This is a genomic window from Rhizobium sp. BK316, from assembly GCF_014193695.1.
Classification (GTDB): Bacteria; Pseudomonadota; Alphaproteobacteria; order Rhizobiales; family Rhizobiaceae; genus Rhizobium.
The window spans coordinates 868,209-890,224 of sequence record NZ_JACHZR010000003.1; the positions used below are offsets into that span (position 1 = coordinate 868,209).

Below are 22,016 nucleotides of genomic sequence, written 5' to 3' on the forward strand. Positions count from 1 at the left end.
CTTACCCCATCCGATACTGGATATGTGCGCGGCCATGCACGGGCGATGTTTCGATATGGGCGCGCACGCCGAAGACGCGGGCGATCAGATCTTCGGTCAGCACTTCCTCGGGCGTGCCTGCAGCCACGACCTCGCCCTTCTGCAGCACGGCCAGGTGATCGCAGAACATCGCCGCCAGATTGAGATCGTGCAGGGCGATGATCGAGGTGAGGCCGAGTTTCGAAACCAGCGACAGGATATCGAGCTGATGCTGGATATCGAGGTGGTTGGTCGGCTCGTCGAGCAGCAATTCGCTCGGGCTCTGGGCCAGCGCCCGGGCGATATGCACGCGCTGACGCTCGCCGCCCGACAGCGTCTGCCAGAGCTGGCCGGCGCGTTCGGCCATGTCGACGCGGGCAAGCGCTTCCTCGACGGCGGCATCGTCATCGGAGCCCCAGGAGGCGAGGAGACCGCGATGCGGCGTGCGGCCAAGGCGCACGATATCGCGCACGGTGATCTGCGTATCCGTCGTCGACTGCTGCTCGACGAAGGCGATGCGGCGGGCAAGGGCGGCGCGCGAAAGGCCGGAGACATCGTCGTCGCCGAGGCGAATGATGCCGGATCTGACCTGCCGCAGCCGGCAGATCAGGCGAAGCAGGCTGGATTTGCCGGAGCCGTTCGGCCCGAGCAGGCCGAGCACCTTGCCTCTTTCGACCGATATGCTGACGCCATTGACGATGACGGTATTGCCGGCGGCATAGGTGACCTTGTCGACTGATATGCTCATGCGCTTCTCCGCACGCGATAGAGGATGATGGCGAAGGCCGGGGCGCCGAAGAGCGCGGTGACGACGCCGATCGGCAGGATCTGCTGCGGAATGATGATGCGCGAGATGATATCGGCGCCGACCATGAAGAGCGCGCCACCAAGCGCGGTCGCCGGCAGCAGGCGGCCATGGACGGGACCGACGAGGAAGCGGGCGGCATGGGGAATCACGAGGCCGACGAAGCCGATGGAGCCGACCATGCTGACGACGCTCGCCGTCATCGCGGCCGTGACGGCGAGCAGAGTGAACTGCACGCGGCGCACGGGGACACCGAGCGCGGCTGCGGCATCCGTGCCGAAGGCGAAGGCATCGAGGGCGCGCACATGCGCCAGGCAGAGGATGAAGCCGATCACGGCAATGGGCACGGAGAGATAGACATCCGGCCAGCGCACGCCGCTCAGCGATCCCAGCAGCCAGAAGAGCACGCCGCGGGCCTGTTCGGCATTGGCCGAAGTGGTGACGATATAGGAGGTCAGCGCATTGAAGAGCTGCGAGCCCGCCACGCCGCAGAGGATGATGCGCTCGCTGGTGCCGCCCGCACCCGCGGCGAGTACGCCGACCAGCAGGAAGGCGGCGACCGCGCCGATGAAGGCGCCGCTCGACAGGCCGAGTACGCCATAACCGAAGCCTAATATCATGATGCAGACGGCTCCCGTCGATGCGCCGGCGGAGATGCCGAGCACATAGGGTTCGGCAAGCGGGTTGCGCAGCAGCGCCTGCAGGATCGCGCCGCAGAGTGCCAGCGACGCGCCGGCACTGGCCGCCACCAGCGCGCGGCTGAGGCGGTAATCCCAGATGATGCCCTGATGGATGCGGCTGAGCTCGAACGCCGTGCCGAACAGGCGGTTGGAGACCGCCTTTGCCGTGGTGCCGAGCGGAATGGCGATCTCGCCGATCGACACGGCAAGGCTGACCATCAGGCCGAGCAGGATGACGGCGGCGATGGTGAGTGCGGCAAGCGCCCACCATCTCCTCTGTGGCGAAAGCGCCTGGCTCACTGTGTCAGACCGAAGGACTTGATGCCCTTTGCCAGCGTTTCGATGCCGTCGATGGTGCGGATCGTCGGGTTCATCGACTGCGCGTCCATCATGATGAAGCGCTTGCTTTTCACCGCATCCAGTTCCCCGGTGACCGGATCATTCTCCAGGAAATCCACCTTCACCTTGGGATCGTCGGCGGCATAGCGGCGGCGGTCCATCGTGGCGATGACGATGACGGAAGGATTGGCCTGCGTAATGGTTTCCCAGCCGACGAGGGGCCATTCCTCTTCAGTCGTCACGACGTTTCTCGCGCCGAGCGTTTTCAGGATATAGGCCGGGGCGCTGTTCTTGCCGGCGATGAAGGCATCGCCCTTGACCTCCTTGCTGGAGAACCAGAAGACGACGGGCAGGTTCTTGGCCGCAGCACCGGCGACGGAGGCAACGGCATCGGCCTCGCGCTTTTTCATCTCGGCGATCAGCGCGTCGCCGCGGTCTTTCACGTCGAAGATCTCGGAGAGTTCGGCGATTTCCTGATAGATCAGGTCCATCGTGAACAGCTCCTTGCGCACGCCATCGCCGCCGTCGGTGTTGACCTTGGCGACGCAATCGGCCGGCGCGACATAGGTGTTGATGCCGAGATCCCTGAATTGCTCGCGCTTGCCGACGGAGCCTTGCGTGCCGACATGCCATTCGAATTCGGCAGCCACAAGATCGGGCTCCGCGCCGACGACGGATTCGAAGCTCGGGTCGTTATCGGCCAGCCGTTTGATCCCGCTGTTGGCATCGGCATATTGCGGCAGGACCGGACCAACCCAGACGGCGGTGCCGGCTATCTTGTCGGCAAGGCCGAGCGAGAACAGCACTTCGGTCATGCCCTGGCCGATCGAAACGATCTTGGCCGGCGCTTTTTCGAAGGTGACCTGCTGGCCGCAATTGGCGAGGGTGAGAGGATATTGGGTGGCGGCAAATGCGGGCGCAGCAAAGCCGGCCAGCCCGAGCGCGAGGGAAAAACTCTTCAGACGCTGTCGCATGGGAAACTCTCGATCAAAAGGAAAAGGGCTGGCGGATGCCGGCTCGCGAAAGGGCGAGCTGGAGGCTAGCGGCGGATCGTCCAATCGAGACGGATGGATGGCGGCAGGTGGAGAGGGGGCGTGTCAATCATGTCTGCTCCTTGTCGGGCATCCCCGCCCGGCTTGATTGGATCGTGATCGACGGCAGGTCTCCTGGCTCGCGAATATGTGCCGGTCATCTGCCTTCCCGCGAAAACGCAGTGGCACGGCCCTGAGGCCGAGGGCATGACCGCTGAAGCGATCAACCCCGAGATCGACAATCCGCTTACAGTTGCGGGGGCAGCCACGGTCTCGGTCCCTCTTGGGTCGTCCTCACCGTGTTCCCTATTATTCCCCTCGGAGTTCTCTTCGGGGAACCGTCGCCCCGATCTATGACGCCGCCATGGGCGACGTCAAGCACCGGAATGCGAAGTGTGTCGGGTTCGAGGCTTAGTGGCTGGCGCCCGAGCCGCCGGCGGCGACAAGCCCGAAGGGCTGACCCTCGACGGGGATCGTGCGTACCTCCTTCAGCGTCTGCGTGCTGACGAGGCGGATCAGGCTGTGGCGGGGGTCGGTGATGGCGATATCATCGCCGGCCACGGCCAGCCGCGGGCGGGCATCGCGCCAATGGCCATCCTTGCTGTAGGGCTCGGTCACGGTTTCCGATCTCACGATCTCGCCCTTGACTGTGTCGAGCAGATGCAGCCTGCCGTCTTCAGTGAGGATATAGGCATTCTGGAATTTTGCCGGATCGAGGGTGAAATCGACGCGCCGTGTCGGAAGGTCGACGAGGCGGTAGGGCGTCTCGGTGCTGTCGGGATCGATCAATACCACCTTATCCTCCCCGTAATTGCCGAGGAAAAACTGCATGGAACGGCCGCCGAGCAGGGTGGAAACCTTGCCTTGCGGCAGCGATGCGCCATAGGCGAGCATCGCGAGTTTGGGGCCTTCCATGCCGCCGGGGCGGGCGACGAGTACGCCTTCCTCGCAACCGAAGGCGACGAGGCGGGCGGAGGTTGCCTCGCCATGCAGGCCGGTGCAGGGCGCAACATCGCCGATCTGCCGGCCATCACGATCGAGCACCCGCAGGCCAAGGCGCGGCGGCAGTTCGCCCTCCTTGACCGGGGCCTGCATGTTGGGCGCGGAAACCAGCAGGTGATTGCCCATGGGTACCGCGACGCCGTGATGGGCGGCGATGGTATTGACGGCCTTCGGCTCCGGCTTTTCCTGCAGCAGGCTGCTTTCCTTCAAGAGATCGAAGCGATCGGTGCGATCGTAGAAGATCGCCACGTCATCGCCATGCGTTACCACATGGCCCGGCTTCTCGCCCTTTATCGTCGCGCCGACCAGCTTCGGCGGCGTCACTTCGAGATCGCGATGCTCCCCATGATCGGAAAGGGCAATGCCGGTATCGATGACATGAACGACATTCTCTTCGCCCTGGACAGCAAAGACGGTGCGCCCGGTGTCGCTCAGCGACAGGGCGGCATAACCCTTGAGATCGAAGCGACCGATCTCACTCCCGCTCGCAAGATCGATGGCGCGGACGACCGGCAGGCTGTGATCAGCCACGAAAAGCCGCCAGCTCTGCTGCTGTTCCTCTTCGGCGCGGGAAGCCGATGGCAAGATAGCGGATGTCAGCGCGGTGGCGACTGCGAAGTTAGCGAAAAGGCGCCGGTACATGAAATCTCCCTTAATGTAATAACATTACATTATCGTTGTTATAAAGTTACATCTGCCTTGTCCAGTCCCAGCTGTTGGATTTTTGAGAAATTGAGGCACCGGCCTTGTTTGATGTCTGGCCGGCTTTTCATCGTGACCGGATCCCTTCGGCGCGTCCGACGACTATTATGGCGCTGACTCCGCCATTTCTTCGCGATCCCGAAGGATGCGGTCGATCAGGCCCCATTCCACGGCCTCTTGCGCCGTCATGAAACGATCGCGATCCATGGCGGTCTCGAACTCCTCATAGGATCGGCCGCAATGTTCGGCGTAGAGGCGCGTCATGAGCTGTTTCGTCTTCCTGATTTCCTCCGCATGGATGAGCATGTCGGACGCCTGGCCCTGGAAGCCGCCGAGGGGCTGGTGGATGAGGATGCTGGCATTCGGCAGGGCGTACCGCTCTCCCGGCTGGCCGGCCATCAGCAGGAAGGAGCCCATCGAGCGGGCCGTTCCCATGCAGAGCGTGTGCACCGGCGCGCGGATGAAGCGCATCGTGTCGTACATGGCAAAGCCGCTGGTCACGACGCCGCCAGGCGAATTGATGTAGAGATTGATCGGCTTCTTCGGATTTTCGGCTTCGAGGAACAGCAGTTGGGCGCAGACGATGGCCGAAACGGTGTCGTTGATCTCTCCGTTCAGAAAGATGATCCGCTCTCGCAGGAGCCGGGAATAGATGTCGAAGGATCGCTCCCCTCTCGAGGATTGTTCGACGACCATAGGGACGAGTTGCATCGTTTCGCGCATCGGCGAACTCCAATCTTCCAGAGTTGATCAGGGGGCTGCCGCCTCAGGCGGCGAGCATCATGGTCCGGCTGTTGCTGTTGGCGACCGATCTCGAAAGCCGCTCGAAAGTGGCACCGGTCAGCTTGTGGACGATCCGCAGGCTGGTTCCGCCGGATGCATTCGGAGCGACCGTGAAGATGACGGTGCTTTCGAGATAGGGCGGGGCATCGTCGCGCAATCGGTAGCGGATTTCCTTGCCCGGTGTCTCGGAGAGCGATTGCGGATCGGCAAGCGCTTCCTTCGGCAGCCATTTCTCCCGGAATTCCGCAATGCTGATCGCGCGCCAGACCTTTTCCGGCGGCGCATCCAGCTCGTATGTCTGTTCGAAGCCGCTTTGTTGTTGCTTGGCTTGCACCTTGGCTTTCACCTCGTTCATTGATCCATATCCTTCAACAAGAGCTTGAGAGCATCGATGCGGGCTGGCCAGTAGGCGCGATATTTCGCCAGCCATTGGGCGATGAGAGCCAGCCCATCCGGATCGACCTCGTAATTCACGAAACGGCCCTCTTTCTGTTCGCGCACCAGCCTTGCCGCCCGCAACACCGCGAGATGCTGGGACATGGCCGGCTGGCTGATATCCATGCCTTGGCGAAGCGCGCTGGCATTCATGCTGCCGGCGGCCAGTTTCTCGAAGATCGTGCGGCGGGTCGGGTCCGCGAGGGCACGGAAAATGTCGTGTTCCATCATGACGACACATAAGCACATACTTATGCGATTCGCAAGGGCTGATGAGCGGGAACGCTGCGCGCTGCGGAGGGGAATGATCGGTCGAGGGTGAGGCGCCCCGGCAGTCAGGCGGGGAGAGGGGTGACGACGCGCGCCGACGATCAATGCGTCCAATGCGCTGCCAAGCGCTCGATCGAGCCTTGCCGTCGCCCCTCGTTTTCAGCAGCGAGCATTAGTTCTCTGCCCATATCCTGATGGCGCGAGAAACAGAACCGAAAACGAGACCGAGGCCCAGTGCTCAGCTGCTTTCCATGATCACATCAGCGGTCGGTCGCCGCGTTGTTGAGGATACCCATACGGATCACGGTGACCCCGCCATCGGCAAATTCGGGCAGGCGCGCGAACCAAGACTGCACATGCGGCGTCTGGTTATGCGCTTCGAAATCGGCCTGGCTGGCGAAGATCTCATAGAATATGAAATGTCCGGGCGCCTCGCGGCTCTCCTGAAGGAAGTAGAGCAAGTTCTTCGGTTCGGCGCGGACCTGCGGCACGAGCGATAGCGTGATGGCGCGCAGCGCATCTTCCTTGCCGGGCTTGGCGCGAACCTGTGCGACGACGGCATAAGCGTCGGCGGGAATATCGGCGTAGCGCAGGCCGCCGGCGTCGCGAGCGATCGCCGAGGGCGCTGCAAAAGCGGTCGCGAGCAGCGCCGCCGGCGTGATGTGGGACAGGAATCTCCGTGTCATTACTTGTCTCCTTCCTTCGATTGCTCGCTCGCCGCTCTCAGGTCTCACGCTGGAGTTGCGCCATCGGGTTCGAGCCGAGGCACTGGTGAGGAAGGGGTTGGCGGGCGATGTCGCGGCAGCAGCAACACAGCTCTCCGCTCAGCGCGATGCGGCCACCATTTTACGTCGCGCTTCGAACGCATCGTCGAAGGTTTGCTTGACCGGACCCAGCGCCTGCACGAATTCGAGCTGTTCGCCTTCCGAGCCGGTGCAGTAGATCAGCCGCCACCCATCCGACTTGCCCTCGGTTATCGGGTTGGAATTGGCGTCGGGCCTGGTTTCCATGTTGCCGTTCGAAGGCGCACAGTGGCGCTTCGAGCAGCCGGTGAGCTTCATGCAATTCCACATTCCATTCGACCTGATGGGCATGGTTTGTGCTTCGCTGTTCGGAAAGGCGCTCACCCACGACCATCTGCGGATGCCCGCCGACGTGCTGGATGCTCGGCTGTACCGTAGCCTGGAGCGCATACGGCATACAGCCTCCTCGATCGAGCCTACCAATCTCCTCCTCGACAGTTGGGCATTGATCCTCGCCGAAACATTCCTTCTGCGGTTATCGAGTCACGGCGAGCGAAACGGGCACGGGCCATTCGGCAAGCTTCCGGCCCGGGGCATCGCACGCGTTGTCGATTACATCGAAGATGGCATCGACCATGACCTGCGGCTGTCATCGCTCGCGACCGTTGCAGGGATGAGTACCTATCATTTTGCCCGTCGCTTCCAAGAGACGGTTGGCATGTCGCCCCATTCTTATGTGCTGGGACGGCGGATCGAACGGGCTGGAGCCTTGTTGCGCCGAAGGGATGTGCCGCTCGTCGATATCGCGCTTGCTTGCGGTTTTTCCAGCCAGTCCCATTTGACGACGGTGTTCCGCCGCTGTCTCGGTGTCACCCCAGGAGAGTATCGCCGGCGCGCAGTGATTTAAGTGGCTTGACGGTACCGCTGTCATAGGCACCGCCTAGCGCTCGATCGAACCGCGGCGGCGGATCTTCTTCTGCAGCAGCATCACGCCATAGAGCAGCGCCTCGGCGGTCGGGGGACAGCCCGGCACATAGATGTCGACAGGGACGACGCGGTCGCAGCCGCGCACCACCGAATAGGAATAGTGGTAATAGCCGCCCCCATTGGCGCAGGAGCCCATGGAGATGACGTAGCGCGGCTCGGGCATCTGGTCGTAGACCTTGCGCAGCGCCGGCGCCATCTTGTTGCAGAGCGTGCCGGCGACGATCATCAGATCGGACTGGCGCGGGCTTGCGCGGGGAGCAACGCCGAAACGCTCCATGTCGTAGCGAGGCATGGCGACCTGCATCATCTCGATGGCGCAGCAGGCGAGTCCGAAGGTCATCCACATCAGCGAGCCGGTGCGCGCCCAGGTGATGAGGTCGTCGGTCGAGGTCAGGATGAAGCCGCGATCGGCAAGCTCGTCATTCATGTCCTGAAAAAGAGGGGGCATGTCCTGAAAAAGGGGGGGCATGCCCTGAAACATAGAGGGCATGCCTTGGGTATTGGCGGGAAGCAGGGTTTTTTCGGATCGGTCCGGCATGGCCTTTTCCTTTCGACCTGGCTTCCAAACCCGATGTGAGCGCCGAGGTTCCCGCCGGGCGGAAAAAGGCTGCGCCTCTGGAACATCGCAGGCCCGGCCTCGTTGGGCTTTTGCATGCAAGCCCTTCACGCAAGCCGGAGAACAAGGCCATGACGATTCCTGCCACAGTGATCAAGGTCCTGGCACCCGAACCTCATCCGTCGGCCCCCGTTCCGCCGCCCGGAAAACCCGCTCCGCCCGTCAAGGAGCCGATGCCCGACAAGCAGGGCGATGACCAGCCGGCGCCCGATCCCGGCGAGGATGAGTCGCCTTCCGGAGCTGTGCCATGACGCCGGCGACGAAATACCGGGTCAGATATATGTCGATCTATATCGGCCTGGTGCTGCTTGTTGCCCTGATCATCACGGTCGGATCTCTTGTCGTCGCCTCATGGTGACGTGCTTTTCAGAAGCAATGGGCTTTCGGGAACAAAGGCGCGAGGCGGCGGTTCGGATCGCTTGATCATCATCAGTTGGAGCCAGTGCCATGATTGGACATCAGGAAGGCGCGAATTTCGCGCTTGTGCCGTCAGGCGAGCCGAGCGTTTTCCACCTGACCGTCGACGGCAAATATATCGGGACCATCGCCCGCGATGGAGAGAACCTGTCGGCGGCAAAACCCTGGGGGTGGCGCCTGCTGATTGCCAACGGCAGGCTGGGCGATGTGCCGCTGGCCGGCCGGTCGCACAATGTCGATGAAGCGCTGGCCGAGGCGCGGCACGCTTACAAACGGCATCAGGACGAGCTCTCGCATCGCATGTGAACAGGCCTCGTCTGCGGGGATGCATACTCTTGCACTGCGGACGGTGGTCGTGGCGGTTGGCATATGTCGCGCAAGGATCACCCCCTATGTCCTGCCGGACAGAGGGGGTGTGGCTCAGCCTCACGCCTAAAATGTTCAAAGCCGCTTCGCCTGCCGACCCCATCGTGGCGAACGAATGTCGCATTGAGCTTTCCCGCGGATGTCGCTATCACGGATTCGATGTCGAGGTAGGGGCCTTGAGGCGCAGGGGAACGATGCAACGCCGTCTGGACAGGATCGAGCAATTGATGGTGCGCATTCTATGCGCGCTTGCGCTCGTCTTTGTCGGCTTTGCGCATCAGGTTCCGGCCCTTGCCGAGGATGCCCTCAGCCCCGCAGCACTTGCCCAATATGTGCTGCCCGACGGCACGCTGCCGACGCTCTGCGTCACTGTTGTCGACGACAGCGGCAAGGAGCACGGCAAGATCGCGCACCTCAATCCGTGCGAAGCCTGCCGTATCAGTGCTTCCGTGGTGCTGCCGCAGCCTGCCGATATCACCGGTGCGCGGATTGGCTTTACGGTTGCCGTCGAGCTGCCGCGCCGCGCCGAAGCCTTCCATCGCCAGCTTTTTCCGCCGAATACCGGGCCGCGCGCGCCGCCTGCCAATCCGATCCTTGCCTGAACCCGCATTGCGGCACGGGCCGTGATGCGTCTTGCAATCATGGCCGGGCCGCATTGACGCCGCCGGCCGCGGATTCGGATACACTTCCATGTCTACCACCACTGCAGCCGAACCGGCTGACAACGCCGTATCCGGCGTTTCGCTCTATCGCGCCATCTGGCGCTGGCACTTCTTTGCCGGCTTGCTCACCATTCCCTTCCTGCTCAATCTCGCGATCACCGGCTCGCTCTATCTCTTCAAGGACGAGATCAACGATACGGTCTTTGCCTATCGCTATATTGTTCAGCCTGCCGGCGAGGCGCTGGCGCCGCATGAGATCGCCGATATCGCGGCGGCGGCCGTGCCTAGTTCCGTCGCCAGCTCCTACAAGGATCCGGCCGGGCTCGACCGCTCGGCGATCGTCACCGTTTCCACCGAGGCCGGCTCGACGCTGGTCTTCGTCAATCCCTATGACGGCAAGGTGCTCGATACGGTCGGGACGACCGAGGAGTTCAACTATGTCGTCAAGCGCATCCACAGCCTTGCGCTGTTTGGGGCGACGCCCAACAAGCTGATCGAGATATCAGGCGGTTTTGCAATGGTGCTGGTCGTGACCGGCATCTACCTCTGGTGGCCGCGGCGGCAGGCGGGTGGTGTCGTGACCGTGCGGGGGACGCCTGCGCGGCGCGTCTTCTGGCGCGATCTTCATGCGGTGACAGGCGCATTCGCCGGCATCCTGATCTTCTTCATGGCGATGACGGGCATGCCCTGGTCGGGATACTGGGGCGCCAATGTGAATGCGTGGCTGACGAGCCATGATCTCGGCTATCCCGTGCAGTTGTGGGATGCCGTGCCGAAATCGCAGAAGGTGACGGAGGATATCCTGCCGAAGGCCGGCTGGATCGTCGAGCAGGCGCCGGTGCCGCTGTCGGATATCGCGGCGGCGCAGTCGAAGAAACCTGTTGGCCTCGATCGCGCCGTCGAGATCGCACGCGGACTCGGCATGGCGCCGGGTTTCGATCTCGCCATTCCCGGCAGCGAGACCGGCGTCTATACGGCGGCGATCTATCCCGATGACCTCACCAACGAGCGCACTCTCCATATCGACCAGTATTCCGGCAAGCCGCTCGTCGATCTCTCCTTCGGCCAGTATCCCTTCCTGGGGCGGGCGATCGAATGGGGCATCAATGTGCATCAGGGGCAGGAATTCGGGCTCTTCAACCAGCTTCTGATGCTGGCGACGTGCCTGGCGATCATCCTTTCCTGCGTCACAGGTACTGTCATGTGGTGGAAGCGGCGACCGGCCGGTCGCATCGGCGTGCCGCCCATGCCGCCGCGGCGCTCCGTCTATCTGGGGCTCTGGACCATCGTGCTCATCTTCGCCGTCGCCTTTCCGATGAGTGGGCTCACGATCCTGCTGATGATCGCCTTCGACCAGATGGTGATCCGCTTCGTGCCGCCGCTGAAGCGCGCCTTTGCCTGAGGAGGGGATGATGAAGACGATTTTCTCTTTTCTTCTGGGTCTGCTGGTTGCGACGGCTGCGGCTGCGCAGGACCCGGCCGCCGGCACGATCCGGATCGACCATGCGGCTTCGCATTCCATGGTGCCGGGGGCCAAGGTCGGCGATGGCTATCTTGTCATCACCAATACGGGCAGCGAGCCGGACAAACTCGTTGCCGCCAGTTCGGACCGCGCCAGGACCGTGCAGCTGCACCAGATGAGCATGGATAACGGCATCATGACCATGCGCGAGCTGAAGGGCGGGCTTGCCATTCCCGCCGGGCAGACGGTGACGCTTGCGCCCAATTACCACCTGATGTTCCAGGACGTGAGCAAGCCCTTCAAGCAGGGCGAGACGATCCGGGTGGTGCTGAGCTTCGAGAGGGCTGGAAAGATCGAGGTCGATTTTGCCGTCGGCAGGATTGCCGGGCCGCTCGATGACATCGGTGAGGCAAGCGGCGGCATGGACCATGGTGCGATGGATCATGGCGGGATGGCGATGCCCGGCATGGAGGGCATGGACATGTCCGGACTAGCGCCGGAGGAGGCGATCCCGGCGACGCTGAAGACCATGTTCGAGAGGCCGGACAAGCCGCTGACAATCCTGCCCGTGGTCGTCAGGAACGACTGGGCGATTGCCGGCTGGCAGCAGGACGGGCGCGGCGGACGGGCACTGCTGAAGAAGGGGCATCACGGGTGGAGCATCGTTCTCTGCAGCGGCGATGGCATAAAGGAGGTTGCGGCTTTGGAGAAGGCCGGGCTTTCCGCTGAGGATGCCGGGGTGCTTGCGGCGGATCTGGCTGAGGCCGAAGCCGGGCTTGACCCAAAGGTTCTGGCGCTGTTTGCGAGCTTCGAGGGCACCGTCATGATGGCGGGCGAGGCCGGTGGCGCTGGTCAGGGCGGCCATGAGGGGCATGGCCTATGAGCGCGCGCACCCTTGCCATTTCGGGCTTGCCGCAAGTGTGGTCTTCGCTTGCCACTCCCTCAGCCGTCATCCTCGGGCTTGTCCCGAGGATCTGCCATGGGCCGATGCAGATCCTCGGGACAAGCCCGAGGATGACGGAGAGAAAGAGATGACGCCGATCAAAGAGCGAAGCCCACGAGTGAATTACGAAAGGGCGCGGAATAAATCCGCTCTCCGACTGTCTAATCTCGCGAGGGCCTTGCGCGACCGCCTGTCCCAACCAAACGAAAGGCATGATCTGATGTCCCCGATGACCCGTATTCTCTCCGTCACCGCCGTTGCAAGCATCGCGTTTGCAGGGCAGGCCTTCGCGCATGCGCATCTGAAGAGCTCCGAGCCGGCTGACAGGGCGGCCGTCGCGTCGCCCAGCGAACTCGATCTCAGCTTCACCGAAGAGCTGAATCTCAAGTTCAGCGGCGTCACCGTGACCGGCCCGGACAAAAAGGACATCAAGCTCGGCGACGGCATGCTCAAGGACGGCGACAAGGTGCTGATGGTGCCGGTCTCCGACAAGCTCGCGCCCGGCAGCTATACGGTCGACTGGCATGTGCTTTCCACCGACGGGCACAAGACGAACGGCAGTTTCACGTTCACCGTCAATCCCTGATGACACCGGATACGGCCTTCATCCTCTGCCGTTTCGCCTTCGACGGGGCAGCGCTGTTTCTCTGGGGCAGCGCAGCCTATCTGTGGCTGCTCGTTCCCAAGGGTTTGAGCGGCTGCATCTGGGCGAAGCTCGGGGTGGTGCGTTTTGCGGCCGTGGCGCTGGCCGTGATCTCCACCACGGCGCTGCTGCCGGTGCGCAGCGCCACGCTCGGCAATGGCTGGGCGGATGGGCTGGATACGGACACGATGATATCAGTGCTGACGGGAACCTCCATCGGCACTGCATGGGCTTGGCAGGCCATGTTTGCCGCTGTTCTCCTGGCGGTGACATGGCTGCCGTCGCATCGGCAGATGGCGGCGACAGCCATCGTTTCCGCCTTGCTGCTCTGCGGCCTGGCGCTGACCGGCCATGCGGCGATGAATGACGGCTGGCTGCGGGTGCTGCACCGGGCAAACGACATCGTGCATGTGCTCTCGGGCGGCGCATGGATTGGGGCGCTGGCCCCGGTTGCGCTCGTCCTTTGCCGACTTCGCGACCACACGGCGGGAACTGATGCACGGATGGCGCTGATCCGATTTTCGACCGCGGGGCATGTCGCCGTGGCGCTGGTCATTCTCTCGGGGCTTGCCAACAGCCTGTTGATAACAGGCGGGTTGCCGCTCGACTGGAGCGTGCCTTATCAGCGGCTGCTTGCGCTTAAGATCGGCCTTGCCGTGCTCATGGTGCTGATGGCCGTCTTCAACCGCTATGGGCTGGTGCCGCGCATCGGTCGATCCCGCGCTGCCGGGAATGCGCTGGCGGCCGGGACGATTGCGGAGATCGTGATCGCCATCGGCGTCGTGGCGCTTGTCGCATGGTTCGGGACGCTGGAGCCATAACCGGCCATCAGGTCGTCAGCAAAATCCCGGTTCTGTTGACAGAGCGCGTTGGCCGCAGTCTTGTGCGTTGGCGTTATCTCGGCGATATGAGCTTTGCTTTGATGAACCTTATTTCCGTTAAACCCGAACACCCGATGCAGTCAGAGGTTTCATCCCTCCTGCAGCAATCGGATGCTGTCGCCGCTATGCTTTACCCGGGTGAATATCGGCGACCGATAAATGCGGAGTCTTTAGCAAAGACAGATACTTATGTTCTCATCGCCCGTATCGCCGGGAAAGCTGTCGGGATGTGCGTGCTGTTTGACAGGGGTGATTATTCGACTGAACTCAAGCGCATGATTGTTGACGCGGAGTCGCGAGGGGCTGGTGTCGGTATGGCCCTCCTCAAAGGGGCGGAAGCTCAGGCCATGCAACTTGGCGCACTCACGATGCTGCTCGAAGTGGGAACGCGCAATACCGAGGCGCAGCAACTCTATCGGCGCGGAGGGTATCAGCCTTGCGACCCTTTCCCGCCCTATGCGGGGACGCCAATAAGCCTCTTCATGACGCGGCGTTTAACGGCAGCGGCCGTACCGCCGTAAGCGGTCATGCCTTTACCAAGCATTTTCGGTCCGTAAGGTGCCAGCAGTTCTCGTGCTGATGAACACCAGCGGCATCGCAATTGCATAGAGGGCGATTACCGAGAGCCAGATGCCGCCCGGCCAATTCTCTCGCGTTACGAAATAGAGCGATGAAAACCCAAGTGGGGCGATGATGGAGGCGAGGCTGACGGTGGAGGCGAGTACGCCCTGCAGTTCGCCCTGCCGGTCGGGCTCGACCTGCCTTGTGGCGAGCGCCTGGAAGGCGGGGTTGCCGATGCCGACGAGGGTGAAGACCGGCATGATGGCGAAGATCATCCAGCCCTGGTCTGCGAAGGCCATGACGAGGAGGGCGATCGAGGCGCAAGCGATGCCTGATATGACCGACCAGCGTTCGCCGAGCAGGCGGGTGGCGGGGCCGGGGAGGAGGGCCTGGCAGACCGTCTGGCAGATGCCGAAGGCGCCGAGCGACAGGCCGATCCAGAAGCCGTTCCAGCCGAATGTGTCGAAGCCCCAGAGCGCCCAGCAGGTGCCATAGGATTCGCCGGCGGCGCTGAAGACGAAGTACACGGAGACGATGGGCAGCAGGCCTTTCATCGAGACGATCCATTTGAGGGGCCGCAGCGGGTTCAATTCGGCGAGATCGATCCGCTGGCGCGATGGTGTCCGCGACTCCGGCAGGACGAAGAGGGCGAGCAGCAGGTTGCAGGCGTTCAGCACTGCGGCGGCGATGAAGGGCAGGCGCAGCCAGTAATCGCCGAGCAACCCGCCGAGAACGGGGCCGATGATGAAGCCGGCGCCGAACATGGCGTTGGTGAGGCCGAAGCGGCGGGCGCGCTGATCGGCGGGCGAAATATCGGTGATATAGGCCGAGGCGACGGACATATTGGCGCTGGTGAGGCCGGCGATGGCGCGGCCGATGAAGAGCAGCGAGAGGGATGGCGCAAAGGCCATGATGACGTAATTGACCGCGGCGCCGGCGAGCGAAATCAGGAGCACCGGACGGCGGCCGATCCCATCGCTGAGGGCGCCGAGCACCGGGGCGAAGACGAACTGCATGGCGGCATAGAGCGCGGTCATGATGCCGACATAGACGGCGATGTCCTCAGTCTGCGTCACCTCCTGAAGCAGGTGCGGGAGGATGGGGAAGATCAGCCCTATGCCGACGGCATCGAGGCAGATGGCGGTGAAGATGACGATGAGGGGTTTGTTCATAGCTGATATCATGGGGAAATGATGAGTTTGCCGGTCACGCGGCCGGCGGCGCTGAAGGATGCAGGAAAGGCTTTGCCGATCGCGGTGCCGGGCATGGCGGCGGCCCGGTTCCACGTCAACTTGGCTTGATGTGTACTTCATCTAAATATGTACTGAGTATAGTAATAGGATGTCAGGCGCTGCCTGTCAACGTCGGTGTACTCAGTACATAAATCCTGTTATAGAGGGCGCCATGACGATGCCAGCAGACGACACATCTTCCGACCCAACATTGCTCGATCGGAGATCCCGCAAGCGCCTTGCCACGCGCCGTGCCATCTCGCTTGCCGCCGACCGGCTGTTTTTCGAGCGGGGCTTCGAGAATGTGACCGTCGATGAGATCGCGGCGGCGGCCGATGTCGGGCGGATGACGGTGTTCAACCATTTCCCGCGCAAGGAGGACATGTTCTTCGATCGCGACGAGGAGGCGCGCGAGACGCTGCGCGAGGCCTTGCGGCAGCGCGATCCCGAGGTTTCGCCGATCGAGACATTGCGTCTGCTGGCGTACCGGCTCGTGAACCAGCAGACGCCCTACCTGCTGTTTTCGCCGGCGAGCCAGAATTTCATCCAGACGGTGGAAAACAGCGAGACGCTGAAGGCGAGGGCGCGGACCATCCGGGACGAGATTGCGGGGGAACTGGCGGTGGCGCTTGCCGAAAGTGCCGGCCGGCCGGCTGACGATCTTGCGGCCAAGCTTGCGAGCGCCATGCTGCTTGCCGCCTGGAGCGTCGCCTTCATCGAGGCGCACCGGAGCTTCCGGCAGCATCAGGACCCTGAGAAGGCGAAGGCCGTCTTTCTCGCGCTCGTTGATCAGGGAAGTCTGGGAGTGAAGGCTGCCATGACGGGCACGGCTTACGCCTGAATCCGCTAAAATCAAAAGGGCGCTCGACCCTTGCGGGGAGCGCCCTTGTCCTGTGAAGCTCGAACGCGGCTCGACCAACGTCGATACCAAGCGCAAGTTCGTTTTCAGGTGAAGCCGGGATATGATGCGTGTCGGCACAAATTGCAAGAGGAAGAATTCAAGAATCTTTACTTGAGATCCCCTGCAAATCGCCGCCGGTTATCGGCATGCTGACGGCGGACCAGGTGCTCTGGCGATAGAGGCACATCGCGGTTATTGTCCGTGGCCGACGCGTTGATCCCCAGCAATCAGGATCAGGCTGAGAACGAAGCTCTTGCAGGACCATTTCATGCCCGACCGGTCTGAACCCGTTTCGTCCGCAGTTGCGCCACGGCGCAGATGGATCGGCTTTTTGGCCATGTGCCTCGGCATGTTCATGGCCATCCTCGACGTGCAGGTTGTCGCAACGTCGCTTCCGACCATCCAGTCGGCGCTCGATATTCATCCGGATCAGATGAGCTGGGTTCAGACTGCCTATCTCATCGCCGAAGTGGTGGCGATACCGCTGACGGGCTTCCTGACCCGCCTGCTGACGATGCGCTGGCTCTTCGTGACCGCGCTCTCGCTGTTCGTCATCGCCTCGGCAGGCTGTGCTGCGAGCGGCAATTTCGGCGAGCTTATCGCCTGGCGGGTCGTCCAGGGCTTTTCCGGGGGCACGCTGATCCCCTCGGTGTTTTCGGCCGTCTTCATCCTGTTTCCCGATAAGCGGCAGGCGCTTGCCACGACGATTGCCGGCGTTCTCGCCGTTCTCGCACCGACCATCGGGCCTGTTGTCGGCGGCTGGCTGACCGAGACCTATTCATGGCACTGGCTGTTCCTGATCAACATCATTCCCGGCATTCTGGCAGCGCTCGTCGCCATGCGCGCGCTTCCCCGGGAGGGCGTCAACCTGTCGGAGCTGTGGCATCTGGATATCGTCTCGTTGCTACTGATGGCAGCGAGCCTCGCAGCGCTGGAAATCGGCTTGAAGGAGGCGCCGACGAGCGGCTGGACCTCGCTTTACGTCGCCGGCCTCATCGGTCTCTCTGTGGTCTCGGGATGCGTCTTCGCATGGCGGTCGCTGCGCAGAGCGATACCTGTGGTCGAGCTCAACAATTTCAGCAACAGAAATTTTCTGGTGGGGTCCGCCCTGAGCTTCGTTCTCGGCATCGGGCTGTTCGGTTCCGTCTATCTCATGCCGGTCTTTCTCGCCTTCGTGCGCGGACACAACGCGCTCGAGATCGGCATGACGATGCTGGTGACGGGCATTGCCCAGCTCGTCACCGCGCCGATCGCGGTCGCTCTCGAAAAGCGGACGGATGCGCGGTTGCTGTCTGCTGTCGGCTTCACGCTCTTTGCCATCGGCATCGGCATGAGCGCGTTTCAGGATCCGCAGACCGATTACGACGCGATGTTCTGGCCGCAGATCATCCGCGGCGTCGCCATCATGTTCTGCCTGCTGCCGCCGACGCGTCTGGCCCTCGGCACCTTGCCGCCGGAGCGCATTCCTGATGCCAGCGGTCTCTTCAATCTCATGCGCAACCTCGGCGGCGCAATCGGCATCGCGCTGATCGACACTGTCATCTACACCCGCTCGGACCCGCTGGGAGAGGGAATCTGGAATCGGCTGAAAGCGGGGGATGTGGATATTGCCGCTTTCGTCGGTGCGCCGCTGCAGGCAATTGCCGGGCATCAGGGAGAGTTCGATGCCGATACGACAGCGATGCTCGATCCGCTGGTGCAGACGGCTGCAACCGTTCAGGCGATCAACGAGGCGTGGATGGTGGTTGCGGTGCTGACGGGGTGTGCGCTGCTGTGGGTGCCGTTTGCGCGGAAGGTGGCGCGGCCGGCGGGGTGATGGTCGGCGCGACGGGATGAAAAATCAGGGGTCGCGTGATGGCAGATCGGCACTCGCAATTTGATCCAGGTTTGCGATCAGCCGGACCAGCAGGGCGACGAGTTGTTCCTCTTCCGCATTTGTGAAGCCATTCAGCGCCTCGCGGTTGCCTTGAAACAAGGTCGCTATTGCCTCGGGCATGCGTGTCCGTGCGGCCTCGGTCAACATGATGTGGCTGCTTCGACCGTCCGCCGGGTCGGGGGTGCGCTCTATCAGGCCATTCCGCTCCATGCGCGCGAGCATCTGCGCCATCGGCGGCTGCTCCACCTTGGCGAAGCGGGCGAGGTCGCGTTGCGTGCTTGCTTTGCCGTTTTGCAACGCGACCAGAACCGGCAATTGCCCGACGCCGAAGCCGAGCGGTTTGAGACGTGATTCACTGAGGCGGGCGAAGCCTCGCGCAGCGAGGCTGATGAGATGCCCCGGTGTGGAAAGCACGTCTTCACTCATTGCATTTGCTCCTTGTCGACCGTTGACTATGATCTATATATGTACGTATGTATCCGCGTGCACTGTGCCGGTCAACGTTGGTTCGATCCCGCTGAACGGCCTTTCAACCTGTATCGAGGAAACAGCATGTCGGAACAGCAGACGCAACTTATCAAGCGCATCTATGAGCGCTTCAACGCGCGGGATATCGACAGCGTGCTTGCCGTCTTGGCCGATGATGTCGCCTGGGCGAACGGCATGGAGGGTGGCCATGTTCATGGACGTGAGGCGGTTCGCGACTACTGGACACGTCAATGGGCTATCGTCAGCCCGCATGTCGAGCCGGTCGCAATCCGGCACACGGACGATGGCGCCATAAAGGTCGAGGTGATCCAGAGGGTATTTGATCTGAATGGCCAGCCGCTGGAGGGGCAGGATCATGGCCTGAAGGACAAGACTGTGACGCATATCTTCCGCATGGAAGGCGACAGGATCATTCGCTTCGACATCGGCGAGGCGGATTAGGCCGGGAAGGGCGGTCATCCGGCGCCGGCTTACAGTGCGTTAGCGTACGGCCATGGTCGAGAAAAGCCAGATCGCAATTCCCCGCCACACGCCTGCGAGCGCAGAGATCGCCACGTCTGCCGCCACTTCCGGCTCATGCCGGTCGTCGCGCTATGATTGTCCTTTCGTGCGGGCATCCCATCCGAGCATCGAGACCTCGGCCACGGATTCCAGTTCGCTGCGGCTTGCTCCATCGCGGGCAAGGATCGACATGCCGTTCTGCACGGTCTGCACGAAACGGGCGAGGCCGTGAATGTCGGTCGAGGCCGGAATTTCGCCTGCCGATACCGCCTGGGTCAGGCGCAGTTTCAGAAGGTCGAGCGTGACGGCGCGGGCGGTTCGCACCAGTTCGCCGAGTTCGGCATGGCCCTCGCTGCCAACCGAGGAGAGGGCCACCATGCAGCCGAGGGGAATATCGACGACGGAGCCGGTCAGGACCGCCGCCGAGTCCATGAGAAGCGCCTTGACGGCTTCGCGCGCCGTGCGGGCGGCGCGAAAGCCTGCCCAGACAAGCGCCTCGTTGGTCTCTTGGTAGTAGTTCAATGCCTCGGCATAGAGCGCCTCCTTCGAGCCGAAGGCCGCGTAGAGGCTTGGCGATCCGATGCCCATCGCCTCGGTAAGGTCGGTGATCGACGTCGCCTCGAAACCCTTTTCCCAGAACAGGCGGGTCGCCTTCGCGAGCGCAGCTTCCCGATCGAAGGCGCGCGGTCGCCCGCGGGTGCGGGTGGCTGTCGTCTCGTTGGCCGTCGTATCCTGGGCTTGCGGCGTCTGGTCGGATTTCTGCATCGGTCATTATATAAACCCGCCGGTACGTCTCGACAACGGTTCGAAATATTTTGTGTCGATCGATACAATATTCTTGACGGGCACGCTTGGCATTCCTAGCTAATTCTGTGTCGATCAATACAGAAAGGGACGATTGATGACTGAACTCGCTGGAAAACGTGCTCTCGTGACGGGCGCATCGCGTGGGATCGGTGCCGCCATTGCGGTGGCGCTCGCCGAAAAGGGCGCCGATGTCGCCATCACCTATGAGCGCTCGGCCGAACGCGCCGCCGAGGTCGTTCATGCTATCGAGGGCAAGGGCAGGCGGGGATTTGCAATCCAGGCCGACAGTGCCGATCCGGCGGCCGTGAAGCGCTCGGTGGAGGCGGCGGCTCGCGCGCTTGGTGGCCTCGACATTCTCGTCAATAATGCCGCCATCGCGCTTTACGATACGATTGCCGGCTTCAGCGTCGCGCAGATCGATGCGCTGCTTGATGTCAACGTGCGCTCGCCGGTGCTCGCCGCGCAGGCCGCCATTCCCCATCTGCAAGCGGGAGGCCGCGTCATCAATATCGGCTCGGCCGGCGCCGAACGCATCGTCGGCGACACCGGCACGGTGTATTACATGACGAAATCCGCGCTGCAGTCCTTCACGCGTGGTCTCGCCCGCGAACTCGGACCTCGGGATGTCACCGTCAACCTGATCCAGCCGGGATCAACCAATACGGACATGAACCCGGCCGACGGGGAATTTGCCGATTTCCAGCGCGCCCTGATACCGCTCGGCCGCTATGGCGAGCCGCAGGATGTGGCGGCTGCCGTCGCCTTCCTCGCAAGCCCGGCTGCAAGGAACATCACAGGCGCCATCCTCAATGTGGATGGCGGCTTGAACACCTGAGGGCTTCTGGCTTCGGGAAGATCAGCACAAGGAAAAGGCTGGCCGATGCCGGCCTTTTTCGCATCCTTCGAAAGCGCTGGCAGAGGAGACGCATGCCAGAGTTGGCCGCTCGCCTTCTCGGCAATGGTCGTGGCCGTGAATGGTGGGAGCCGCGTCAAGTTGCGGAGGAAAGTGCCGCTGGCGTCTCGGCCTCAGGCGACGGACCATCCACCGTCCACCAGCAGGTTCGCGCCGGTGATCAGACTCGCAGCCGGCGATGCAAGGAAGACAACGGCACCCACCACATCATCGGTTTCACCGATTCGACCGAGTGGAATGTGATCGAGCGTCGCTTTGCGATTGTCGGCATCGGATAGAAAAGGTGCTGTACCGTCGGTGTGAATGAACGTCGGCGATACGGTATTTACGGTGATATCGTAGCGTGCCCATTCGGCTGCAAGGCAGCGCGTGAGGTGATTGATTGCCGCCTTGCTCATGCAATAGATTGCCTCGCCACGTAGTGCCACAGTACCGGCCTGTGAGCTGATGTTGATGATGCGGCCCCCATTGCGCTTGATCATGTGCCGGCCAACTGCCTGCGTCATCAGAAAGGTGCCCTTGATGTTGACATCGAGTATCTCATCAAGATCCTTCTCCTCAACAAGTTCCGCGAGATTGCCCGGAGCCACGCCGACGTTGTTGACGAGGATGTCGATCCGACCGAACGTGGCAAGCGCCGCGTCGACGGCTTGTGCGATATGGGCCTTGTTGGGAATGTCCAGTTCGACAGGGAGAACTTTTCGGCCCGTGTCCTCGAGTTCGGCAACCAGGCCCGCCGAGGCTGCGACATCACGGACCCCCAGGACAATATCGGAGCCTGCTGCGGCGCAGGCAAGTGCGCAAGCTCGACCGATGCCTCGGCTCGCTCCCGTCACCAAAGTCACCTTGCCTGCAAGACTGAAGTCCGGCGCGTTCTTCTGCATCATGATGCCTCCCTCGATGAAGCTCATTTATGCCAGCGTCGGTGTGCGGATGCCAGATATTCCGCGC

26 protein-coding genes, 1 pseudogene and 1 riboswitch are annotated in these 22,016 nt (G+C 62.4%); of the genes and pseudogenes, 13 read left to right on the forward strand and 14 right to left on the reverse strand.

What is annotated here, in order from left to right; translation table 11 throughout:
- Position 1: 1 nt before the first annotated feature.
- The 9 genes from FHT87_RS18360 to FHT87_RS18400 all read right to left on the reverse strand — a co-directional run bounded on the left by FHT87_RS18360 (position 2) and on the right by FHT87_RS18400 (position 7,126).
- Positions 2 to 766 carry an ABC transporter ATP-binding protein gene (locus FHT87_RS18360; protein WP_183803816.1) on the reverse strand — a complete coding sequence of 255 codons (765 nt, stop codon included), beginning with the start codon at positions 764 to 766 and terminating at the stop codon, positions 2 to 4.
- Positions 763 to 1,803, reverse strand: coding sequence for an iron ABC transporter permease (locus tag FHT87_RS18365; RefSeq protein ID WP_183803818.1), 1,041 nt, complete (start codon positions 1,801 to 1,803; stop codon positions 763 to 765). The genes FHT87_RS18360 and FHT87_RS18365 overlap by 4 nt, the downstream gene beginning before the upstream one ends.
- Positions 1,800 to 2,816, reverse strand: coding sequence for an ABC transporter substrate-binding protein (locus tag FHT87_RS18370; protein ID WP_183803820.1), 1,017 nt, complete (start codon positions 2,814 to 2,816; stop codon positions 1,800 to 1,802). Before FHT87_RS18370 ends, FHT87_RS18365 begins: the two co-directional genes overlap by 4 nt.
- 164 nt (positions 2,817 to 2,980) lie before the next feature.
- A riboswitch (cobalamin riboswitch) is annotated at positions 2,981 to 3,231 on the reverse strand.
- Positions 3,232 to 3,284: 53 nt separating this feature from the next.
- Complete coding sequence (locus tag FHT87_RS18375) at positions 3,285 to 4,517, reverse strand: metallochaperone AztD (protein WP_183803822.1); 1,233 nt, start codon at positions 4,515 to 4,517, stop codon at positions 3,285 to 3,287.
- Between the two features lie 165 nt (positions 4,518 to 4,682).
- The gene (locus FHT87_RS18380) at positions 4,683 to 5,300 is read right to left on the reverse strand and encodes an ATP-dependent Clp protease proteolytic subunit (RefSeq protein ID WP_183803825.1); all 618 of its coding nucleotides are present in this window, start codon (positions 5,298 to 5,300) and stop codon (positions 4,683 to 4,685) included.
- Positions 5,301 to 5,343: 43 nt separating this feature from the next.
- Entirely contained in the window at positions 5,344 to 5,715 is a 372-nt protein-coding gene (locus tag FHT87_RS18385) for a hypothetical protein (protein ID WP_183803828.1), read from the reverse strand.
- A complete protein-coding gene (locus FHT87_RS18390; RefSeq protein WP_183803831.1) occupies positions 5,712 to 6,044 on the reverse strand; it encodes a metalloregulator ArsR/SmtB family transcription factor in 333 nt (110 codons plus the stop codon). The genes FHT87_RS18385 and FHT87_RS18390 overlap by 4 nt, the downstream gene beginning before the upstream one ends.
- Positions 6,045 to 6,325: 281 nt before the next feature.
- Positions 6,326 to 6,751 carry a putative quinol monooxygenase gene (locus tag FHT87_RS18395; RefSeq protein ID WP_183803834.1) on the reverse strand — a complete coding sequence of 142 codons (426 nt, stop codon included), beginning with the start codon at positions 6,749 to 6,751 and terminating at the stop codon, positions 6,326 to 6,328.
- A gap of 138 nt (positions 6,752 to 6,889) precedes the next feature.
- Positions 6,890 to 7,126, reverse strand: a complete 237-nt coding sequence (locus tag FHT87_RS18400) for a hypothetical protein (protein WP_210277862.1) — start codon at positions 7,124 to 7,126, stop codon at positions 6,890 to 6,892.
- Here FHT87_RS18400 and FHT87_RS18405 point away from each other — a divergent pair.
- Positions 7,125 to 7,715, forward strand: coding sequence for an AraC family transcriptional regulator (locus FHT87_RS18405; protein WP_183803837.1), 591 nt, complete (start codon positions 7,125 to 7,127; stop codon positions 7,713 to 7,715). The two genes, FHT87_RS18400 and FHT87_RS18405, sit on opposite strands and share 2 nt — an antisense overlap.
- A gap of 33 nt (positions 7,716 to 7,748) precedes the next feature.
- Here FHT87_RS18405 and FHT87_RS18410 read toward each other — a convergent pair.
- Positions 7,749 to 8,225: pseudogene (locus FHT87_RS18410) on the reverse strand (NADH-quinone oxidoreductase subunit B family protein); the annotation flags it as partial.
- A 257-nt stretch (positions 8,226 to 8,482) separates the two neighbouring features.
- Here FHT87_RS18410 and FHT87_RS18415 point away from each other — a divergent pair.
- The 8 genes from FHT87_RS18415 (at position 8,483) to FHT87_RS18450 (ending at position 14,306) form a co-directional block, all read left to right on the forward strand.
- On the forward strand, positions 8,483 to 8,662 hold the full coding sequence (locus FHT87_RS18415) for a hypothetical protein (RefSeq protein ID WP_183736198.1): 180 nt from the start codon (positions 8,483 to 8,485) through the stop codon (positions 8,660 to 8,662).
- 196 nt (positions 8,663 to 8,858) lie between these two features.
- A complete protein-coding gene (locus FHT87_RS18420; protein WP_183803840.1) occupies positions 8,859 to 9,134 on the forward strand; it encodes a hypothetical protein in 276 nt (91 codons plus the stop codon).
- Between the two features lie 254 nt (positions 9,135 to 9,388).
- A complete protein-coding gene (locus FHT87_RS18425) occupies positions 9,389 to 9,796 on the forward strand; it encodes a hypothetical protein (protein WP_183736196.1) in 408 nt (135 codons plus the stop codon).
- Between the two features lie 88 nt (positions 9,797 to 9,884).
- On the forward strand, positions 9,885 to 11,258 hold the full coding sequence (locus FHT87_RS18430; RefSeq protein ID WP_183803843.1) for a PepSY domain-containing protein: 1,374 nt from the start codon (positions 9,885 to 9,887) through the stop codon (positions 11,256 to 11,258).
- Positions 11,259 to 11,265: 7 nt separating this feature from the next.
- Positions 11,266 to 12,201, forward strand: a complete 936-nt coding sequence (locus tag FHT87_RS18435; RefSeq protein ID WP_246699619.1) for a copper uptake system-associated protein — start codon at positions 11,266 to 11,268, stop codon at positions 12,199 to 12,201.
- 280 nt (positions 12,202 to 12,481) lie between these two features.
- Positions 12,482 to 12,847, forward strand: coding sequence for a copper homeostasis periplasmic binding protein CopC (gene copC, locus FHT87_RS18440; protein WP_183803846.1), 366 nt, complete (start codon positions 12,482 to 12,484; stop codon positions 12,845 to 12,847).
- A complete protein-coding gene (gene copD / locus FHT87_RS18445) occupies positions 12,847 to 13,725 on the forward strand; it encodes a copper homeostasis membrane protein CopD (RefSeq protein ID WP_183803849.1) in 879 nt (292 codons plus the stop codon). The genes copC and copD overlap by 1 nt, the downstream gene beginning before the upstream one ends.
- The gene (locus tag FHT87_RS18450; RefSeq protein ID WP_183803852.1) at positions 13,701 to 14,306 is read left to right on the forward strand and encodes a GNAT family N-acetyltransferase; all 606 of its coding nucleotides are present in this window, start codon (positions 13,701 to 13,703) and stop codon (positions 14,304 to 14,306) included. Before copD ends, FHT87_RS18450 begins: the two co-directional genes overlap by 25 nt.
- A gap of 12 nt (positions 14,307 to 14,318) precedes the next feature.
- Here FHT87_RS18450 and FHT87_RS18455 read toward each other — a convergent pair whose 3' ends face one another.
- Complete coding sequence (locus FHT87_RS18455) at positions 14,319 to 15,518, reverse strand: TCR/Tet family MFS transporter (protein ID WP_183803855.1); 1,200 nt, start codon at positions 15,516 to 15,518, stop codon at positions 14,319 to 14,321.
- Between the two features lie 232 nt (positions 15,519 to 15,750).
- Here FHT87_RS18455 and FHT87_RS18460 point away from each other — a divergent pair, with 232 nt between their 5' ends.
- On the forward strand, positions 15,751 to 16,419 hold the full coding sequence (locus tag FHT87_RS18460) for a TetR/AcrR family transcriptional regulator (RefSeq protein ID WP_183803859.1): 669 nt from the start codon (positions 15,751 to 15,753) through the stop codon (positions 16,417 to 16,419).
- A 328-nt stretch (positions 16,420 to 16,747) separates the two neighbouring features.
- On the forward strand, positions 16,748 to 18,295 hold the full coding sequence (locus FHT87_RS18465) for a DHA2 family efflux MFS transporter permease subunit (protein ID WP_183803862.1): 1,548 nt from the start codon (positions 16,748 to 16,750) through the stop codon (positions 18,293 to 18,295).
- 24 nt (positions 18,296 to 18,319) lie between these two features.
- Here the strand turns inward: FHT87_RS18465 and FHT87_RS18470 are convergent, their stop codons facing one another.
- On the reverse strand, positions 18,320 to 18,781 hold the full coding sequence (locus FHT87_RS18470; RefSeq protein WP_183803865.1) for a MarR family winged helix-turn-helix transcriptional regulator: 462 nt from the start codon (positions 18,779 to 18,781) through the stop codon (positions 18,320 to 18,322).
- 126 nt (positions 18,782 to 18,907) lie between these two features.
- Between FHT87_RS18470 and FHT87_RS18475 the strand changes: the two genes are divergently transcribed.
- Positions 18,908 to 19,285, forward strand: coding sequence for a nuclear transport factor 2 family protein (locus tag FHT87_RS18475; protein WP_183803868.1), 378 nt, complete (start codon positions 18,908 to 18,910; stop codon positions 19,283 to 19,285).
- A gap of 150 nt (positions 19,286 to 19,435) precedes the next feature.
- Here FHT87_RS18475 and FHT87_RS18480 read toward each other — a convergent pair whose 3' ends face one another.
- Positions 19,436 to 20,110, reverse strand: a complete 675-nt coding sequence (locus tag FHT87_RS18480) for a TetR/AcrR family transcriptional regulator (RefSeq protein ID WP_183803871.1) — start codon at positions 20,108 to 20,110, stop codon at positions 19,436 to 19,438.
- Between the two features lie 136 nt (positions 20,111 to 20,246).
- Between FHT87_RS18480 and FHT87_RS18485 the strand changes: the two genes are divergently transcribed.
- A complete protein-coding gene (locus tag FHT87_RS18485) occupies positions 20,247 to 20,987 on the forward strand; it encodes an SDR family oxidoreductase (protein ID WP_183803874.1) in 741 nt (246 codons plus the stop codon).
- Between the two features lie 191 nt (positions 20,988 to 21,178).
- Here FHT87_RS18485 and FHT87_RS18490 read toward each other — a convergent pair whose 3' ends face one another.
- Complete coding sequence (locus FHT87_RS18490) at positions 21,179 to 21,949, reverse strand: glucose 1-dehydrogenase (protein ID WP_183804036.1); 771 nt, start codon at positions 21,947 to 21,949, stop codon at positions 21,179 to 21,181.
- Positions 21,950 to 22,016: the final 67 nt, after the last annotated feature.

Bases quoted from the DNA above. Each gene is read 5' to 3' on its own strand.
- FHT87_RS18415 (WP_183736198.1), top strand. From the start codon at position 8,483: ATGACGATTCCTGCCACAGTGATCAAGGTCCTGGCACCCGAACCTCAT.
- FHT87_RS18490 (WP_183804036.1), bottom strand. From the start codon at position 21,949: ATGCAGAAGAACGCGCCGGACTTCAGTCTTGCAGGCAAGGTGACTTTG.
- FHT87_RS18455 (WP_183803855.1), bottom strand. From the start codon at position 15,518: ATGAACAAACCCCTCATCGTCATCTTCACCGCCATCTGCCTCGATGCC.
- FHT87_RS18450 (WP_183803852.1), top strand. From the start codon at position 13,701: ATGGTTCGGGACGCTGGAGCCATAACCGGCCATCAGGTCGTCAGCAAA.
- FHT87_RS18370 (WP_183803820.1), bottom strand. From the start codon at position 2,816: ATGCGACAGCGTCTGAAGAGTTTTTCCCTCGCGCTCGGGCTGGCCGGC.
- FHT87_RS18400 (WP_210277862.1), bottom strand. From the start codon at position 7,126: ATGAAGCTCACCGGCTGCTCGAAGCGCCACTGTGCGCCTTCGAACGGC.
- FHT87_RS18485 (WP_183803874.1), top strand. From the start codon at position 20,247: ATGACTGAACTCGCTGGAAAACGTGCTCTCGTGACGGGCGCATCGCGT.
- FHT87_RS18385 (WP_183803828.1), bottom strand. From the start codon at position 5,715: ATGAACGAGGTGAAAGCCAAGGTGCAAGCCAAGCAACAACAAAGCGGC.
- FHT87_RS18460 (WP_183803859.1), top strand. From the start codon at position 15,751: ATGACGATGCCAGCAGACGACACATCTTCCGACCCAACATTGCTCGAT.
- FHT87_RS18465 (WP_183803862.1), top strand. From the start codon at position 16,748: ATGCCCGACCGGTCTGAACCCGTTTCGTCCGCAGTTGCGCCACGGCGC.
- FHT87_RS18380 (WP_183803825.1), bottom strand. From the start codon at position 5,300: ATGCGCGAAACGATGCAACTCGTCCCTATGGTCGTCGAACAATCCTCG.
- FHT87_RS18475 (WP_183803868.1), top strand. From the start codon at position 18,908: ATGTCGGAACAGCAGACGCAACTTATCAAGCGCATCTATGAGCGCTTC.
- FHT87_RS18470 (WP_183803865.1), bottom strand. From the start codon at position 18,781: ATGAGTGAAGACGTGCTTTCCACACCGGGGCATCTCATCAGCCTCGCT.
- FHT87_RS18390 (WP_183803831.1), bottom strand. From the start codon at position 6,044: ATGTGCTTATGTGTCGTCATGATGGAACACGACATTTTCCGTGCCCTC.
- FHT87_RS18435 (WP_246699619.1), top strand. From the start codon at position 11,266: ATGATGAAGACGATTTTCTCTTTTCTTCTGGGTCTGCTGGTTGCGACG.
- FHT87_RS18480 (WP_183803871.1), bottom strand. From the start codon at position 20,110: ATGCAGAAATCCGACCAGACGCCGCAAGCCCAGGATACGACGGCCAAC.
- FHT87_RS18360 (WP_183803816.1), bottom strand. From the start codon at position 766: ATGAGCATATCAGTCGACAAGGTCACCTATGCCGCCGGCAATACCGTC.
- FHT87_RS18430 (WP_183803843.1), top strand. From the start codon at position 9,885: ATGTCTACCACCACTGCAGCCGAACCGGCTGACAACGCCGTATCCGGC.
- copD (WP_183803849.1), top strand. From the start codon at position 12,847: ATGACACCGGATACGGCCTTCATCCTCTGCCGTTTCGCCTTCGACGGG.
- FHT87_RS18375 (WP_183803822.1), bottom strand. From the start codon at position 4,517: ATGTACCGGCGCCTTTTCGCTAACTTCGCAGTCGCCACCGCGCTGACA.
- FHT87_RS18420 (WP_183803840.1), top strand. From the start codon at position 8,859: ATGATTGGACATCAGGAAGGCGCGAATTTCGCGCTTGTGCCGTCAGGC.
- FHT87_RS18395 (WP_183803834.1), bottom strand. From the start codon at position 6,751: ATGACACGGAGATTCCTGTCCCACATCACGCCGGCGGCGCTGCTCGCG.
- copC (WP_183803846.1), top strand. From the start codon at position 12,482: ATGTCCCCGATGACCCGTATTCTCTCCGTCACCGCCGTTGCAAGCATC.
- FHT87_RS18425 (WP_183736196.1), top strand. From the start codon at position 9,389: ATGCAACGCCGTCTGGACAGGATCGAGCAATTGATGGTGCGCATTCTA.
- FHT87_RS18405 (WP_183803837.1), top strand. From the start codon at position 7,125: ATGCAATTCCACATTCCATTCGACCTGATGGGCATGGTTTGTGCTTCG.